Genomic DNA, 15,856 nt, shown 5'->3' with positions numbered 1-15,856 from the left:
AAAAAGAGCCGTCCTGCTGGGCGGCTCTTTTTTATTTAATATTAAAATAAACCTTTTGCATACCTAATGTTTTATAAACAAATTTGAAATCATCATTCTTTTTTATGTATTGTACAGAATAACCTTCAGCTTCAGCACCTTTAAATACTTCACTTTGTAATGGCGTCGGAATGACAGGGTGATGTTCTGTATCCATCTGATATACTTTTCCATCTGCAGAAACATATTCTGTATTCATAATATCATCAGAACGATACGCGAAATCAGCTGTATCTGCATCTACTACTTTGGTTTTTACTTTTACTAGAACATATTCCATGTCGTCAGCTGGAGCTTTATTGAATTGATTTTCCTGTTGAATTAATTTCCATGCTTGTTCACCTCGAAGAACCTCTTGAATAGAAACCTCGACTTTTGCTTTGTAAGACTTTGAAGTTGCCTGATCAAAAATTTTATCTTCAAAAGTTGCTGATTGTCCTATAGCTACTGGGTTTGAGCGAGAACCTGCTTTTGATTCTTCTTTCTTCTCTTCTTTTTTAGGTGAAGAACTTGATTGTTGTTCCTGTTTTGGTTCGGAATCCTTCTTTTTAACTTCCACATTTGAAGATTCTGAACAAGCACCAAGTACACTTGTAATTAATGCACTTGCAGCGACTACCTTAATTAAATTTGTTTTCATTTCTTATCCCCCTTGATATGTATAACATTGTTAATAAGTATATCAAATTATCAAGGGAAATTTTACAAAATTTTTTCTAATATAGACTTTTTTGTAAGAATTTAATAAAGCTAACTCTCAAAAGAGCTAGCTTTACGAATTTATCATGTTAATAGGAGCATCCCCATCGACAATGGCACTATGAACCTTTTGGATGTCAGGTCTGCTGATAGGTCATTAATTATAGCCTGTTGATAATCATTTATTCTTCATCAATCCAAATCTCTTAAACATGCATATTTAGAGCTTTTGCTATTCTGATTGCTACTGGGAGTGTAGGGATACTTTTTTCATTTAAAATTAAACTCATTGTGGAACGATAGAAGAACTATAAAAAAGTGCTAACAAGTTTGCAAACGAACTTGCTAACACATATAAGAAATAGATAAAAAATATCGCTGATATGTCACCTTCAAATATAGACTTAATCATATATAAAACACTAATACTGAATACTCATAAAATCATTCGTGATACCAAGAATATAACCATCCGGATATCCCTTTACTTTTGCGACGAAAACGAGGCATGATATTGATTTCTACTTCAGAATTTGCATCAGATAATAAAAAAATGCGGTTTGTAAAGTTAAAAGTACAACAAGCTACAAACGGTATGAAATGGATTAAGTTATTTAGAACATTAAAAGATGATTTTCAAATAGGTGGAGAAATTGAATTAGACCATATTATCCAATATCCGAAAGATTATATTGTCGGAACAAACAGAAGAGTATTACTTCCGTATAATGAGAGAATATATAAAGTGCAAGGTACTAAAAAAAAGCTAGGTATAAAAGTAAAGGAGAAAGGATATCTATTTAAAGAATTTCAGCGGAAATTTTCACATTTCACATTACTGCCAGAATGCAAAAGGGTAGCAACAAATAATGAAAATGAATTATTTCCTTTAGTTGCACCAAAAGGATTAGAGACCATAATATTAGAAATTTGGTCCGAAAATATAGTATTGGAAATAGAACAAGCATTATTTGATAGTGAAATAGTTTTAGCTAAAATAGGAGCAACATCTTATGTAGTAAATGCAGATTCACCAGTATTATTAAAGATTGTAAGATTTAATATGGAAAAAGTGTTACAAAATCCATATAAAATGCAGTATTGCCAAAAATATAAAACAAATCTTGTAGATGATGTTGTAAAAGCAGTTCATGCTACGGCAGGTAAGCGAAGTGATACGACATTAGCATTAATCGCAATGAAGAAGTGTGATGGAAGAGAGAAGATTGATCCGAAACAAATTATTCGTGAAGGATTTGCACGAACAAAACGTATTTCAACATTTATTAATTTATTTATAGGTCAAAGTGTATCTCGTGAAACAATTGTAACTAGTATTTTTAATTTATTAGAACAAAAAGGATTTTTGAAAGGCAATTGGAATAAGAGGAATTTGCCTTGTACATATGTCAATTTATCAGTTGAACGAATCTCGAAGTTTGATTTCTTGCCTATTATTTCAAAAATAAAAGGTAAAGAAATATCATATAAATTATATGGGGATACGGAGTGGCAACCAATCGACTATATGTTATTACATATAAATAAACATAATGTATTTTTACCACAACCATCAAAAAGAAATGATGTGGGTGCCCGTTTTAAGGAATTTGTATCTGAAACATTAATGGGAATGTTACAACATACGCAAAAGGAAAATGAACAAGTTTATTTCATTGTAGATGCGAATTTGAGAAAATATTGGATTAAAGAGTTGCAAAATGAAAAAATTAATATAGATATTGTACCTGAGATTATTCCAGATATGTTAAAGGTTCCGAATTTAAATGTTATAAGAATAAATACTGCTTTTGATGTACCAAGCTTTGTTGTAATAGAGCGTGAAAATGATATGGATAGAACTGGATTATATGCGGATCAAACAGGGATGTATTATAGCACTGGTGAATATCCATTAAATTGTAGTGACACAATTCAACAATATATACTTGAAATTCTACCATTAGGTGTAAAACATGTAGAAAGGGAATATATCGCTAAAATGATACATTTCATGTGTTGTAATTCAAGTATACTTTCGGAAAAAAATGTGCATATGCCATATTCTATGCATATGGCTAAAGTAATAAAGAGTTATGCCACTGATATAGATGCAAGAGAGTTTAAAGAATTCGATGATGAATTAGATGTTGATGTAATAAAGAGAGAAAAGAAAGATTCAATAGTGCTAATTTAAATAATAGTAAACAAATCCTGTTCATTATACCGATCAGGATTTGTCATTTGTACATGTAAATATAGCTATCCTTTGTCATGTATCTTTTCTATTTTGTATTTACTTTATAAACATTCAGGATTAAGATGTTTTTTAGAAATACAAAAACTGAATCACATGGAAAATTAATTTTAAAACTTAATAGAAATTTGAAAGGAATGGGGAATTGTGAAGAAATTAGATGTATTATTAATGCTACTGAGCGGCCTCTTTCCAATTGCAGGAATGTTAAAGCAAATCCCTCTTGAACAATCTTTATATATTGGAGGACTTTTATTTTTTACTAGTTTCGGTAGTTACTTTGCAAAAAAGATATATTCACGTATATGTAGCTGGATAGCATATGCACCATTTATAACACTACTGTTAGTTATTTGGAATCAGGATATTTCAACAAGTGCTATAATAGCAAATGCCAAAATTGCCGCCTGTATCGCTTTAATACCTTGTATATTTCGCTTTCGTACATACGGGCTTACTTTAGGTTTATTCTCATTATGGGCCGCTTTATTATGGGATATAAAAGAAGTACAGTCGTTAGTCATACTTGAGCGTATGACGAGTTTAATGACAAGCAATTACGTATATCTTCTACTCTTAGCTGGAGGACTTATATTAGGTGGATTACTTGCGACGTTAATACACCGTAAAGAGAAGGATGATAATAAAGAAAATATAAATCTATTTCAACAAAAAAAGAAACGCAAAAAACTATCATTTAAGATGCCACTTCCAAGATTACCGAAATTTAAGATGAATTTATTTAAGTTTGGTGGAAAAGGTTCTAAACGTAAAACGCCAGAAAAAATACGTAAGCATAATTACGAAGAATCAGCTCCAGCTGCAACATATGAAATGTCGGAGCAAATAGATCAATATAAAGAAGATACTGTTCAAGGACAAACGAGGATGGAACGTCGTAAAAATAGGTATAATGCATAATAAATTTCAGTAAACCTTTAATGATTTATCGTTAAATTGATAAATTATTAAAGGTTTTTTATGTAATTAAATATAGATTGCCAATGAGAAATTCATAGCATATTCTAAAGTTGAGGACTTAAATAAAATAATGGGAGGACAAAATGCTTATTATTGCATATATTTCTGTCTGTATATTATTTTCAGTTAGTTTTTTACATATTTATTGGGCTTTCGGGGGTAAGTGGGCGACAAATAGTGTCATTCCAACTAAAGCTGGAGAAAAGGCGTTTACACCAGGTGTAGGAATGACATTGTTCATTGCGTTATTATTAAGTATGGCAGCAATGATTTTATTACAACAAACAAATATTGTTCATTTCAAAGTTCCCAATATTTTTATTCAAATGGGATCCTGGGTTTGTATGGTTGTTTTTTTCATAAGAGTAATTGGTGAGTTTCATTATTTTGGTATCTTTAAACGAAAAAAAGGTACGCAGTTTGCTAGAATGGATACTGTTTTATATATACCACTTTGTGCATTTTTATCATTATCCTTTTTATTATCAATTATAAAGTGAACTTAGGAAAGATAATCATGTAATGTATTTAGTAAATAAAGATGCGGATATTAAATAAGAGGTTTCTGTGCAATCAGAAACCTCTTATTTTTTGTGATTGTAAACATCGGTTATTAGGGAGCTTATTTATTTAATTAAGATAATAGAATGTTTATATTTGAAAGAAATGAATTGGGATTTAGTTATTACTTCTATGAATGATGCATTTTCTTCATTTTTTTGGTCCCTAAAATACAACTAATAATTGCGAGTAATGCATTTGAAGAAATAAAGTTTACGGTCCAATAAATTCCTGTTCCAGCGATTATATCGATAATTATAAATCTTTTAATTGCCGAACTTTTGACTACATGAAAAACAAATTGATTGTTATCCAATGTTATCACATCCCTTATCTAATATATGACAAGGCATGCTTGTTCTAGTCTCCATGATAGATAATACACAAAAGAGTAATTAGCAGAAGCATATAAAGTAGTTATATATAAAGGATAACTTATTGGAAGTTAAATTCTTAAATTCAGTGAAAAAAATAAAAATCATAATTTATCCTGTGTTATTGATGGAATATTATGTTTTACTTAAGAGGTTATGCGGAAAGTTTGAAGAAGAATTCTTTCATTAAAAGTACGATTCCCAGCAGAAACAAGACTTCAATTGAGAACCAAAACATACTTTTTTGAGGTTTTTTAAACTCCATAATAATTGATGAAAATAAAAAAATTGCAATCAGTATGATGATTAAGAGTCGGATTATATCAACCATTCATAACACTCCTATTATTTAATCAATACTATTATATAATCTTTTCCAAAGATATAGAATGCTAGAAACATTTTATTATAATTTCAATAAATAGAACAGACGGTGTATAGTATCTGTTTTTCTGCAAATTATTTCAAACGTGTAGTGGAAAGTAATAAAAGTGATAAATCCACGTTTTAATAAAAGGATGTAAGCGTATTCTTAACGAAGTATAGATAATTAAGAGAGGCGGTGACACTATGAAATATGTAAAAGTTAGCATGAATGGTGGAAGTGAGCACAAGTTCTCAATGACTTTAGAACGATTTGAAGAGCTTATTACTACAGAGAATGGATTATTAGAAAATAAATTAGTTTGTATTGAAAATGTATTGATTAACCCTACTAATATATCTTCCGTAGTTGAAAAAATTGGTGTACCTGCTAAATTTATGGAAGTTTAAAGGTAATTAGATAAAAAACATCCATGGGGATGTTTTTTGTTTATAAATAAAGTAATTGTACAATGAATATATGAGCAGATTTTAATAGTAATCATGTAGGCTATCAAGAATGAATGGATATAGAAAGGTCTTTTCTAGCTCTCCAATGTGTATGTATCTCTTTGGCATCTAGATATTGTGCTTTTTCATGCACAATGTAATACGTACAAGCATATAGTATGTAATAGGACAAGATCTTCGTGTCCTACTAAATACTCAGAAAAAACCTCTAATCACAATAGAGCATCCAATAGCAGGGTGCTCTTATTTTTTATGAAAAATGTAGCTACATAAAGGTTTCGTTACAATTATAGTTTTCATTAACTTTTGATTTTAAACTTATCTTTAACGTTAATAAATATTATGGTTAATATAATAGCAATAATTAAATTAGACAAATAGAAATTTTGGTGAATCAGTAGTTCGAAGATGACATCGAATGTATACAATAAAGCGAAAGCAGGTAATATACAAATAAATATAAATCTCCAATTTTTTAAATAATGTTTATAATTAGTAAGTACTTTCTCCATTCATATTGCTCCTGTATTTTTTATTTTCTATATAATTATACATTTAAATAAAAAGATTTACAAAGTATTTAAAAAATATTTAGCAACTAATGTGATTTTGGGAGATAGATAAGGAGAAAGCAAAAAACATTATAGATCTATAGATTGAGAGAAATATAGAGAAAGCTTTTGTTAAAAACTTAGATGGTTGCAGCAATATGTGTAATAAACGATTTGGCTTTAAAAAGACTTTTAAACATCTAGACTAAAATGATACACTATAATCTACGTTATTTTAGAAATGAATAGAGGGATTTATATGATAGATAAAATTAAAAATGTTGTTGAGGATATGTATGAAGATGAAGCAAAACATTTACTTCAAAGTATTCTCATACAGTTAGATGTATTAGACGGGAATTATAGCGAAGATATGCTAAAAAATTTAACGAATATCCCTAAGCAATTGACGAGTCATACAACTCAGGAAAAGAATTTAGAAGAAAGTACACACATTCATATTGCCTTTGATGATTCAACAGCTGGATGTTTAAAATATATGTTGAAACAAGAAGGATTACACGAGGAGAATGTTGTTTCATACTCTGAATTCTTTTCAATTGGTCCCATACATCAATTACATACGAATGAAGGTCAATTAGCAAGGTCACAGTGGTTATTAAATAACTTAACTTCTTATGATTGTTATTTTGAAGAAGAGTATTTACCAAGATTTAAGGAGACTTTAGAAGAGCTACATTCAATTCCGAATGAAACACCGATTACCATTTGGAAGGCGGATAATGCCCATGAGCATGTAGGACTTTGTTTTGCAACTGCGCAATTAAAAGATAAGAAAAATATTCGTGTTATAAATACTTCTGAAGCGAGTAGAGAAATATTAAAACAAGATTATGATATTCGTGGAACTGGAGAATTATCTCCTGAAAGTTTAGCTCTTTTTCTAAAACGTTTTGTGGAATTTCCGTATTTAACTGAAGAGAAGCGAATGAAGTTTGCACATGAGTGGGATATATTTTCGCAAAGCATGGAGTTTTTAAGAGTTTGGAAAGACGATGAAGTGCATTCTGTACAAGAAGGTTATTTTGATCAATTCATTATTGAGTGTGCAAAAAATGTAGGAGCAGATAAAGAATTTCATAAAGCTCCGAGAGTAATAGGTGAAGCACTTGGTCTTGCGGATCAATTGGTTGGGGATACGTTTTTGGAATATCGCTTGAAAGAATTAATTAAGCAAGAAGTATTTGAATCTGAAGGTTCATTAGATCAAATGCGTTTTTATAGTGTGAAGTTAAAAAAATAATAAATATATCCAGTGTATGAAAAAGTTCGTATTTTAAAATGCGAACTTTTTTCAATTGAATTTAGGCTATACATAAGCTTCCTATAGTTAACGAATTACATATGAATGTTAAAGGAAATGAAAAGAAGGTGATTTGTTAATATGTATAATCAGCAAAACTATCCATATGATCAAGGGATGTATTATAATCCACAAAACTACGGTTATGAATCTACAAATGAAGTGAGAGATATTGAACAAGAAGATTACAGACCAGATGATGCGGAAGATGCTCCAACGTCACCACCACCGTCACAAGCTCCGTCGTTACCGTCCACATTTGCTTCTCCTGCACAAGCAGGTAATATGAAATCATGGATGTGTAACTGTCTAGGAAGATGGGGCTATTTACGTTTACATCGATCTGGGCCTTTCGGAAGAGATTTATGGTTCTTTCCAACTGAGGTAAGAAGAAATGGGGTTTCAGGTTATACTTGGCAAGGTGGTCGCCGTCGTAAAGTAAGTTACCGATATCAACAAATTAGTAACTTTATGTGCTTCGCATAAAGAAAAGTGAGCGAGTAGAATACTTTTACTCGTTCACTTTTTTATTTTTCAATATACGAAGTAAGATTTTAATTAAAAATTTACAATTTTCACGTTTTTATTAGAGTATAATGCATATGTTGGTTGATTTTCAAAAACAAGTGAGAGTGAGGGAATGCAATGTCAATGAAAAACAAAGTGGGCCTAAGAATAGAGGATGGCATTAATTTAGCTTCAGCTCAGTTTAAAGAAGATGCGTATGAAATTTATAAAGAATCGAGAAAAGTGCAGCCTATATTATTTGTAAATCAAATTGAAATCGGTAAAGAATGGCTCATTACAAGATATGAAGATGCTCTGCCGCTTTTAAAAGATAATCGCTTAAAAAAAGATCAGGCAAATGTGTTTCCTCAAGATACAAAGAACATGTATCTTTCCGTTGACAATAGTGATCATTTAACAACGCACATGTTAAATTCAGACCCACCTAACCACAGTCGTTTACGATCTTTAGTTCAAAAAGCTTTTACACCAAAGATGATTTCACAATTAGACGGAAGAATTCAGAGAATAGCGGATGATTTAATAAGTGAAATAGAGCGGAAAGGTACATTAAATCTTGTGGATGATTATTCATTCCCATTACCGATTATTGTAATAAGTGAGATGCTTGGCATTCCAAAAGAGGATCAAGCGAAATTTAGAATTTGGTCTCATGCGGTCATTGCATCGCCGGAAACACCTGAAGAAATAAAAGAAACCGAAAAACAACTATCTGAGTTTATTACATATCTTCAATATATAGTTGATGTAAAACGAAAAAATCCAAAAGAAGATTTGGTTAGTGCGTTAATACTTGCAGAAAATGAAGGGCAGAAACTTAGTGCTCGAGAGCTATATTCAATGATCATGTTATTAATTGTAGCCGGACACGAGACAACAGTGAATTTAATAACAAATACGGTATTAGCACTTCTTGAAAATCCGAAGCAATTACAGTTATTAAAAGATAATCCGAAATTAATTGATTCAGCTATTGAGGAAGGATTGCGTTATTATTCTCCAGTTGAGGTGACAACTGCAAGATGGGCGGCTGAGCCGTTTCAAATTCATGACCAAACAATCCAAAAAGGAGATATGGTTATTATCGCATTAGCTTCCGCAAACCGTGATGAAACAGTATTTGAAAACCCAGAAGTATTTGATATTATGCGTGAGAATAACCGTCACATTGCTTTCGGACATGGTAGTCATTTCTGTTTAGGAGCTCCACTTGCTAGGTTAGAAGCAAAGATTGCTATTACTACTCTGTTTAAAAGAATGCCGGAACTACAAATAAAGGGCGATCGTGAAGATATTAAATGGCAAGGAAATTATTTAATGCGTTCTTTAGAGGAACTGCCTTTGACTTTCTAGAATAGTTAAAATGAGACATGCATACATTGAAAATGTTTTACATAGAGTATGTATGTGTTATTTAAATTCGAAACGGAAGGGTGAAAACATCCCAATGATCAACTAATTCTATTTTTAAGAGATCTTCGTTAAAAAACGAAATATTCTTCTGAATAGGATTAGTATGTACATATATAGAAAAGGGATGTGTTTCGCACTGCGAAAAATATAGTCTTTTCATATGATTTGTGCTGCCTCCTGTTCAGAACATGAAATAGGAGGCTTTTTTATGTCGACGACTATAGAACCGAAACAAAATCATGGGGTATCACAAGTATTGAAAAATCGATTTGTACAGGGAATTCTTGCATCAGCATTATTTTTACAAATAGGAATATGGGTTCGAAACTTTGCGGTATTATTGTATGTTATGGAAATGACGAAAGGTGATGCTTTCGCTATATCAATGATTTCAGTTGCTGAATTCGCCCCGATTTTTATATTCTCATTCATTGGTGGAACTTTTGCTGATAGGTGGAAGCCGAAGAGGACAATGATATGGTGTGAAACGTTAAGTTCTATTTCAGTATTCGCTGTATTAATTACACTTATGTTTGGAACGTGGAAAATTGTGTTTTTTGTGACGCTAATCTCTGCAATCCTTTCGCAGTTTTCTCAACCATCTGGAATGAAGTTGTTTAAACAACACTTATCGACGGAACAAATTCAATTAGCAATGTCGATATATCAAACGATTTTTGCGATATTTATGGTGTTAGGGCCAATTCTCGGAACATTTATTTTTCATAGTTTTGGAATTTATATTTCAATCATTATAACAGGTATCGCGTTTTTACTTGCTGCAGGTGTATTGTTATTTCTTCCGAAAGATCTTGAAAACGAAGCAGAAAAGAAAGACATCACGCTGTTGCAGGAAATGAAGGATGGTATTAAATACGTCAAAAAGAAAAAAGCATTAACTTTACTTGGATTATGTTTTATGGCAGCAGGACTAGGAATAGGCTTAATTCAGCCACTAGGCATATTTATTGTAACTGAGCAGTTAGGGTTATCAAAAGAGAGTTTACAATGGTTACTAACAGTAAATGGCGCAGGGATGATTGTTGGCGGAGCTTTAGCGATGGTATTCGCGAAAAACGTTGCGCCGCAAAAAATGTTAATCGTAGGTATGCTTGGTCAGGCTATTGGAATTGGTATAATTGGTTACTCCACAAATTTATGGGTGACACTTACGGCACAACTTTTTAGTGGGTTAGCTCTACCATGTATTCAAATAGGTATTAATACACTTATTATACAAAATAGCGATACGGATTTTATTGGTAGAGTAAATGGCATTTTAAGTCCACTGTTCACCGGTTCAATGGTAGTAACGATGAGTATTGCTGGTTCATTAAAGGAGATGTTTTCGTTAAGTATGATGTACGAGGGGACGGCTCTACTATTTGTTATTGGATTATTGTTTATTTTACCTATATACAATTTAAAGCCAGTAATAGCAGTAGAAAGTGAAATGAATGGTAAAGGAAGTGCTGTGCAACATGAATCCTAATCCAAACGTTAAATACCCAATTGAAGGAAATCAAAACGTTCATTTTATAAAAAATACAATAACGAAATCTAATATACTTGTTGGTGACTATTCTTATTATGATGCGAAACATGGGGAAACATTAGAAGATCGAGTATTATATCATTATGAATTTATCGGAGATCGTCTCTTCATTGGGAAGTTTTGCTGTATTGCATCTGGAGTTACCTTTATTATGAACGGAGCGAATCATCGAATGGATGGATTTTCAGCTTATCCGTTTAATATTTTTGGGAATGGATGGGAGAAGTTTACACCAGATTTGTCTGATTTACCGTATAAAGGAGATACAGTTATAGGAAATGACGTTTGGATTGGTATGGATACAACGATTATGCCCGGAATTAAAATAGGAGATGGTGCAATCATTGCAGCGAAATCTGTTGTGACTAAAGATGTCGCACCATATACAATTGTTGGTGGAAACCCTGCAAATAAAATAAAAGAGAGATTTTCAAATGAAATAATAGAAGAATTATTGCAAATTCAATGGTGGCATTTTGACATTGAAAAGATAACTGAAAATATCGATGCTATTGTACGAGGGTATATAGAAACATTAAGAAAGCTAAAAAGGTAATAAAAAATAGATGACAAAGAGTATCATACCTCCGAATTTTGTTAATGATAATAGAACAAGGAGGTGTGATACTATGGCACAAGACGTTTTATGTGAAGTAAACAATTGTAAATTTTGGGCTAACGGTAATAAATGTAGTGCAGATGCAATTTATGTAGTTAGTCATAAAGGGAAACAAGCATCTACAACGGAAGAAACAGATTGCAAAACTTTCGATCCAGAATTGTAAATTTTTGAAGGGTAGCCAAATCGTGGTTGCCCTTTTATTAATACTAGTATTGATAATAAATCTCATTTTCATTCATTATTTTTAACTTTTTCTGTTATTTTTTTATATTTTCTTCATAAGTGATGTAATCCAACGTAGTTCATGCTCAATACGTGATTTAGTAAATTCAACAACTTCTGTAATAAAAGGTGAGACAACGTCAAGGGATTGGATGGCTGTAAGTTGTTTTTGAAGCACGTTTTGGCGCGTAGTTAAAATTTCTATTCTAGCCTCGTAATCAAGTTTGTCGAAAAGCGCGATACGTACAAGGACCTCAGTGTTGTTTGTCGCAATCTTTTCGGGGAATTCTCTTAACATTTCATAAAAAATTTCTTCTCCTGTTTCTGTTATATTGTACATATTTCGGTTTGGTTTTCCGACTTGTTTCTGTACATTTTTCGTTATGGCTCCCATGTTTTCAAAACGCCGAAGAGTAGGGTAAAGCATGTTATGATTTAATTCAAAATTATTGCCTAACCGATTTTGAATATTTTTCTTTATTTCATAGCCATGTTTTGACCCTGTTGTTAATTCTGCAAGTAATAAAATATCAACATACATAAAAAAGCCTCCTCATATATTTCTCAAGTTTTTATTTGAAAAGTTTTGCTATGTATATGTTAAAATAACATATGTTAGTTTATACAACTTTGAATTACCTACCTATCACTTTTATTGTAAAAGAAAAGGGAGGAAAGAACTATGGACTCACCTGAAAATGTTATTTTAGTTCATGAAATTTCAAAGCTAAAAACAAAAGAAGAGCTGTGGAACCCGTATGGATGGTATCAATTTATGAGGGATAATTACCCAGTACATTATGATGAAGAGCAAGATGTTTGGAATGTTTTTTTATATGAGGACGTGAATCGTGTTTTATCAGACTATCGCTTATTTTCAAGTAGAAGGGAGCGGAGACAATTCGCAATCCCTCCTTTAGAAACTAGAATAAATATAAACTCTTCAGATCCGCCAGAACACCGTAACGTACGTTCAATTGTTTCTAAAGCATTTACTCCAAGAAGTTTAGAACAGTGGAAACCTCGTATACAAGCTATTGCAGACGAACTTGTAAAAAATATAAAAAAGTATGATGAAGTTAATATTGTTAATCAATTTGCTGCACCTTTACCTATTACCGTTATATCAGACCTATTGGGAGTACCTACTACAGACCGTAAACAAATTAAAGAATGGTCTGATATTTTATTTATGCCGTATAGTAAAGAAAAGTTTAATGATCTGGATGCCGAGAAAGGGATCGCATTAAATGAATTTAAAGCATATCTTTTACCGATCGTTCAAGAAAAAAGATATCATTTAACCGATGATATTATTTCAGATTTAATACGAGCTGAATATGAAGGTGAAAGATTAACCGATGAAGAAATTGTAACTTTTTCATTAGGTTTATTAGCAGCTGGTAATGAAACGACTACAAATTTAATTATTAATAGTTTTTATTGCTTTTTAGTGGATTCACCTGGAATTTATCAAGAATTAAGAGAAGAACCTAAATTAGTTGCAAAAGCGATTGAGGAAGTATTACGCTATCGCTTTCCTGTTACATTAGCTCGGAGGATTACAGAGGATACAAACATATTTGGTCCTTTAATGAAAAAGGATCAAATGATTGTTGCATGGGTTAGTGCAGCAAATTTAGATGAGAACAAATTCTCACATGCTTCTAAGTATAATTTACACCGCATAGGAAATGAAAAACATTTAACCTTTGGTAAAGGTCCGCACTTTTGCTTAGGGGCACCGCTTGCACGTTTAGAAGCGGAGATTGCATTAAGTACCTTTATAAATGCTTTCGAAAAAATAGAGTTATCTCCATCTTTTAATTTAGAAAGATGTATATTAAAAAATGAGCAAACTTTAAAATATTTACCTATTCGCTTAAAAACTCAATAAAACGTTCAACAAGGTACATTGTATTGTACCTTGTTTTTTATTTCTCAATTGTAAAATTTTAGTGTGTTTTATAGTATGGAGGTGTGTGAAAAAAGCGTAGAGGAGGATGCTTATGTTAACGTGCAATGGGAGTAAAACGTTTCAAACATTTATTAAAGCTGTAACTGATTTAATAAATGGTGATTTATTAGAAGAAGAAATCGTGTGTAAAATTGAAACATTACTAGAAGAACTTTTAGAAAAGAAAACATGGCTTCCGTTAGATAAACAGAAGTCAAATTCGGCTCAATATGCACGACACTTACTGTATGAAGATCCATTAAAACGTTTTGAAGTATTAGCTCTCGTATGGAAAGATGGACAATCTACACCATTACATGATCATGATGGCACATGGGGAGTAGAAGGCGTTTTTTCAGGAAGGATAATGGTGCAGAACTTTGTTCAAACGAAGCAGCTTGGAAATTCACTTTCTTATTTAACACATACAGGAAATCTTTATTTGGGAGAAGGCGAAACAGATAAAGTAATTCCACCAGCTGATTGTCATATTCTAGAAATATCCGAAAATGAAAGCGTAATCACTATTCATATATACGGAAAGCGTTTAGAAAAGTTTAAAGTATATATCCCAACAGAAGAAAAAAATGTATATATGTGTGAGACAAAATATATTAGTTATAATTCATAGCATAAAATCCAAAGCTTTTCTTTAAAAAGAACAGCTTTGGATTTTATTTTTAATTATTTCTTGACCTGAAACGCTTTTCATAAATTATAAATAAGGAGTACTTCACGAGATTCGTATGAAAACGATACCTTTTATTTAATAAAAACTCGTGTATTTATAGAAAGTGGTGAAGAAATAATGAAATTAATCGCAATTGATCTAGATGGAACTCTTCTTTCAGGGAATAAAATGATTAGTAAAGAGAATGCAGAAGCAATTCGAAAATGTCAAGAAGCTGGCCATGTTGTAGCAATTTGTACAGGACGTTCTATTGTGGATATTGAACGACTATTGTTAGAAGTTGGTTTGGAGTGTCCGATTATCGCAGAAAATGGTGCGCTTATATATAAAGATAAAAAAATGATGAAGAGATATCCAATTCAAAATATGCAGGCACTTGAGATTGTAGAATATCTTGAAGAGAATGGCTTGTATTATCAGCTCTATACTAATAAAGGTGTGTATGTACCCGATTATGGAGTAGAGAGTGTACGTAATGAAATCGAGTATGTGAAGAATGCAAAAGGAAATTTCGATTTGAAAGAGTTAGAAACGATTGCTGCATTATACCTTGAGCATACAGCATTTCATAGCATAGAAAGTTGTAAACCAATTGTAGAAATGGATATACATGTGCATAAACTTTTACCGTTTTCTTATGACATAGAGAAATTAAAAAAATTAAAAGAAACGTTTCTGCATAATACGGATTTAGCTATTACATCTTCCTATTGGCATAATTTAGAGATTAATCATCGAGATGCTCAAAAAGGAAATGGATTATATACTTTAGCAGAACATCTTAATATTCCAGTTGAAAACACTGTAGCAATAGGCGATGGCTTAAACGATGTTTCTATGATGGAGAAAGCAAATATATCAATTGCAATGGGAAATGCAGTTGAAGAAATAAAAGCGATGTGTAAATACGAAACGTTAACAAATGAAGAACATGGTGTCGCACATGCTTTATATAAATATGTAATGTAATAAAAAGAAAAAAAGAATCCAAAAAGATTCTTTTTTTCTTTTTATTAGGGGTAAGGTATTCTATGAGATTCATAGAAGCCTTATTACACCTCATTATATAGAATATATTGGAATAAATGTTTATATTTTTCATGAAAGTTGTGAATTTTTTGTGAATTTTATGATTATTATATTTTTATCCCGCATTAACGGGCAGTAAGACCCCCCACCTCAAAATTCAGCGGAAGCAAAGAAGTTAGGTGGGGGATCAACTGCCCGTAAAAGCCCGATTGGTTCAAC

Annotated in this window: 17 protein-coding genes; 13 read left to right on the top strand and 4 right to left on the bottom strand. The window is 31.7% G+C overall.

Annotated elements, in window-relative coordinates:
* Positions 1-31: 31 nt before the first annotated feature.
* Positions 32-679, bottom strand: a complete 648-nt coding sequence (locus JDS92_RS07735; protein ID WP_199631752.1) for a hypothetical protein — start codon at positions 677-679, stop codon at positions 32-34.
* 573 nt (positions 680-1,252) lie between these two features.
* Between JDS92_RS07735 and JDS92_RS07730 the strand changes: the two genes are divergently transcribed.
* The 3 genes from JDS92_RS07730 (at position 1,253) to JDS92_RS07720 (ending at position 4,476) form a co-directional block, all read left to right on the top strand.
* Positions 1,253-2,935, top strand: coding sequence for an RNaseH domain-containing protein (locus tag JDS92_RS07730; RefSeq protein WP_242475990.1), 1,683 nt, complete (start codon positions 1,253-1,255; stop codon positions 2,933-2,935).
* Positions 2,936-3,142: 207 nt separating this feature from the next.
* The gene (locus JDS92_RS07725) at positions 3,143-3,916 is read left to right on the top strand and encodes a DUF3959 family protein (RefSeq protein WP_199631751.1); all 774 of its coding nucleotides are present in this window, start codon (positions 3,143-3,145) and stop codon (positions 3,914-3,916) included.
* Positions 3,917-4,059: 143 nt separating this feature from the next.
* Complete coding sequence (locus JDS92_RS07720) at positions 4,060-4,476, top strand: DUF3995 domain-containing protein (protein WP_000905314.1); 417 nt, start codon at positions 4,060-4,062, stop codon at positions 4,474-4,476.
* A 191-nt stretch (positions 4,477-4,667) separates the two neighbouring features.
* Here JDS92_RS07720 and JDS92_RS07715 read toward each other — a convergent pair whose 3' ends face one another.
* On the bottom strand, positions 4,668-4,859 hold the full coding sequence (locus JDS92_RS07715) for a hypothetical protein (RefSeq protein ID WP_087944425.1): 192 nt from the start codon (positions 4,857-4,859) through the stop codon (positions 4,668-4,670).
* Between the two features lie 622 nt (positions 4,860-5,481).
* Between JDS92_RS07715 and JDS92_RS07710 the strand changes: the two genes are divergently transcribed.
* Positions 5,482-5,685, top strand: a complete 204-nt coding sequence (locus JDS92_RS07710) for a hypothetical protein (protein ID WP_098711286.1) — start codon at positions 5,482-5,484, stop codon at positions 5,683-5,685.
* Positions 5,686-6,044: 359 nt separating this feature from the next.
* On the opposite strand, the gene JDS92_RS07705 is transcribed toward JDS92_RS07710, so the two are convergent.
* Positions 6,045-6,257 carry a hypothetical protein gene (locus JDS92_RS07705; protein WP_097958584.1) on the bottom strand — a complete coding sequence of 71 codons (213 nt, stop codon included), beginning with the start codon at positions 6,255-6,257 and terminating at the stop codon, positions 6,045-6,047.
* A gap of 298 nt (positions 6,258-6,555) precedes the next feature.
* Between JDS92_RS07705 and JDS92_RS07700 the strand changes: the two genes are divergently transcribed.
* The 6 genes from JDS92_RS07700 to JDS92_RS07675 all read left to right on the top strand — a co-directional run bounded on the left by JDS92_RS07700 (position 6,556) and on the right by JDS92_RS07675 (position 11,901).
* Complete coding sequence (locus JDS92_RS07700; RefSeq protein WP_199631750.1) at positions 6,556-7,560, top strand: DUF1835 domain-containing protein; 1,005 nt, start codon at positions 6,556-6,558, stop codon at positions 7,558-7,560.
* A gap of 141 nt (positions 7,561-7,701) precedes the next feature.
* Entirely contained in the window at positions 7,702-8,106 is a 405-nt protein-coding gene (locus JDS92_RS07695) for a hypothetical protein (protein ID WP_000282699.1), read from the top strand.
* 159 nt (positions 8,107-8,265) lie between these two features.
* Positions 8,266-9,501, top strand: a complete 1,236-nt coding sequence (locus tag JDS92_RS07690) for a cytochrome P450 family protein (RefSeq protein WP_000062110.1) — start codon at positions 8,266-8,268, stop codon at positions 9,499-9,501.
* A gap of 268 nt (positions 9,502-9,769) precedes the next feature.
* Positions 9,770-11,053 carry an MFS transporter gene (locus tag JDS92_RS07685; RefSeq protein WP_000108180.1) on the top strand — a complete coding sequence of 428 codons (1,284 nt, stop codon included), beginning with the start codon at positions 9,770-9,772 and terminating at the stop codon, positions 11,051-11,053.
* Positions 11,043-11,672 (top strand): Vat family streptogramin A O-acetyltransferase, encoded by a 630-nt coding sequence (locus JDS92_RS07680; RefSeq protein ID WP_199631749.1) that lies wholly within the window; start codon positions 11,043-11,045, stop codon positions 11,670-11,672. The genes JDS92_RS07685 and JDS92_RS07680 overlap by 11 nt, the downstream gene beginning before the upstream one ends.
* A 73-nt stretch (positions 11,673-11,745) precedes the next feature.
* Positions 11,746-11,901 carry a DUF1540 domain-containing protein gene (locus JDS92_RS07675; RefSeq protein ID WP_000046090.1) on the top strand — a complete coding sequence of 52 codons (156 nt, stop codon included), beginning with the start codon at positions 11,746-11,748 and terminating at the stop codon, positions 11,899-11,901.
* Between the two features lie 102 nt (positions 11,902-12,003).
* Here JDS92_RS07675 and JDS92_RS07670 read toward each other — a convergent pair whose 3' ends face one another.
* Positions 12,004-12,501, bottom strand: a complete 498-nt coding sequence (locus JDS92_RS07670) for a PadR family transcriptional regulator (RefSeq protein ID WP_199631748.1) — start codon at positions 12,499-12,501, stop codon at positions 12,004-12,006.
* Between the two features lie 141 nt (positions 12,502-12,642).
* On the opposite strand from JDS92_RS07670, the gene JDS92_RS07665 reads away from it, so the two are divergent.
* The 3 genes from JDS92_RS07665 to JDS92_RS07655 all read left to right on the top strand — a co-directional run bounded on the left by JDS92_RS07665 (position 12,643) and on the right by JDS92_RS07655 (position 15,577).
* The gene (locus JDS92_RS07665; protein ID WP_199631747.1) at positions 12,643-13,857 is read left to right on the top strand and encodes a cytochrome P450; all 1,215 of its coding nucleotides are present in this window, start codon (positions 12,643-12,645) and stop codon (positions 13,855-13,857) included.
* 112 nt (positions 13,858-13,969) lie between these two features.
* A complete protein-coding gene (locus JDS92_RS07660) occupies positions 13,970-14,548 on the top strand; it encodes a cysteine dioxygenase family protein (RefSeq protein WP_000954448.1) in 579 nt (192 codons plus the stop codon).
* A gap of 177 nt (positions 14,549-14,725) precedes the next feature.
* Positions 14,726-15,577 carry a Cof-type HAD-IIB family hydrolase gene (locus tag JDS92_RS07655; protein ID WP_199631746.1) on the top strand — a complete coding sequence of 284 codons (852 nt, stop codon included), beginning with the start codon at positions 14,726-14,728 and terminating at the stop codon, positions 15,575-15,577.
* Positions 15,578-15,856 lie beyond the last annotated feature (279 nt).

Origin of the sequence: Bacillus cereus group sp. N12 (assembly GCF_016483575.1) — a bacterium.
GTDB lineage: Bacteria > Bacillota > Bacilli > Bacillales > Bacillaceae_G > Bacillus_A > Bacillus_A toyonensis.
Note: the sequence above shows the minus strand (reverse complement) of the source record. Positions and strands in the feature narration are given on the sequence as shown.

Excerpts from the sequence above, each read along its gene's own strand:
- JDS92_RS07735 (WP_199631752.1), bottom strand. The coding sequence starts at position 679 with ATGAAAACAAATTTAATTAAGGTAGTCGCTGCAAGTGCATTAATTACA.
- JDS92_RS07720 (WP_000905314.1), top strand. The coding sequence starts at position 4,060 with ATGCTTATTATTGCATATATTTCTGTCTGTATATTATTTTCAGTTAGT.
- JDS92_RS07710 (WP_098711286.1), top strand. The coding sequence starts at position 5,482 with ATGAAATATGTAAAAGTTAGCATGAATGGTGGAAGTGAGCACAAGTTC.
- JDS92_RS07705 (WP_097958584.1), bottom strand. The coding sequence starts at position 6,257 with ATGGAGAAAGTACTTACTAATTATAAACATTATTTAAAAAATTGGAGA.
- JDS92_RS07700 (WP_199631750.1), top strand. The coding sequence starts at position 6,556 with ATGATAGATAAAATTAAAAATGTTGTTGAGGATATGTATGAAGATGAA.
- JDS92_RS07695 (WP_000282699.1), top strand. The coding sequence starts at position 7,702 with ATGTATAATCAGCAAAACTATCCATATGATCAAGGGATGTATTATAAT.
- JDS92_RS07690 (WP_000062110.1), top strand. The coding sequence starts at position 8,266 with ATGTCAATGAAAAACAAAGTGGGCCTAAGAATAGAGGATGGCATTAAT.
- JDS92_RS07685 (WP_000108180.1), top strand. The coding sequence starts at position 9,770 with ATGTCGACGACTATAGAACCGAAACAAAATCATGGGGTATCACAAGTA.
- JDS92_RS07680 (WP_199631749.1), top strand. The coding sequence starts at position 11,043 with ATGAATCCTAATCCAAACGTTAAATACCCAATTGAAGGAAATCAAAAC.
- JDS92_RS07675 (WP_000046090.1), top strand. The coding sequence starts at position 11,746 with ATGGCACAAGACGTTTTATGTGAAGTAAACAATTGTAAATTTTGGGCT.
- JDS92_RS07670 (WP_199631748.1), bottom strand. The coding sequence starts at position 12,501 with ATGTATGTTGATATTTTATTACTTGCAGAATTAACAACAGGGTCAAAA.
- JDS92_RS07665 (WP_199631747.1), top strand. The coding sequence starts at position 12,643 with ATGGACTCACCTGAAAATGTTATTTTAGTTCATGAAATTTCAAAGCTA.
- JDS92_RS07660 (WP_000954448.1), top strand. The coding sequence starts at position 13,970 with ATGTTAACGTGCAATGGGAGTAAAACGTTTCAAACATTTATTAAAGCT.
- JDS92_RS07655 (WP_199631746.1), top strand. The coding sequence starts at position 14,726 with ATGAAATTAATCGCAATTGATCTAGATGGAACTCTTCTTTCAGGGAAT.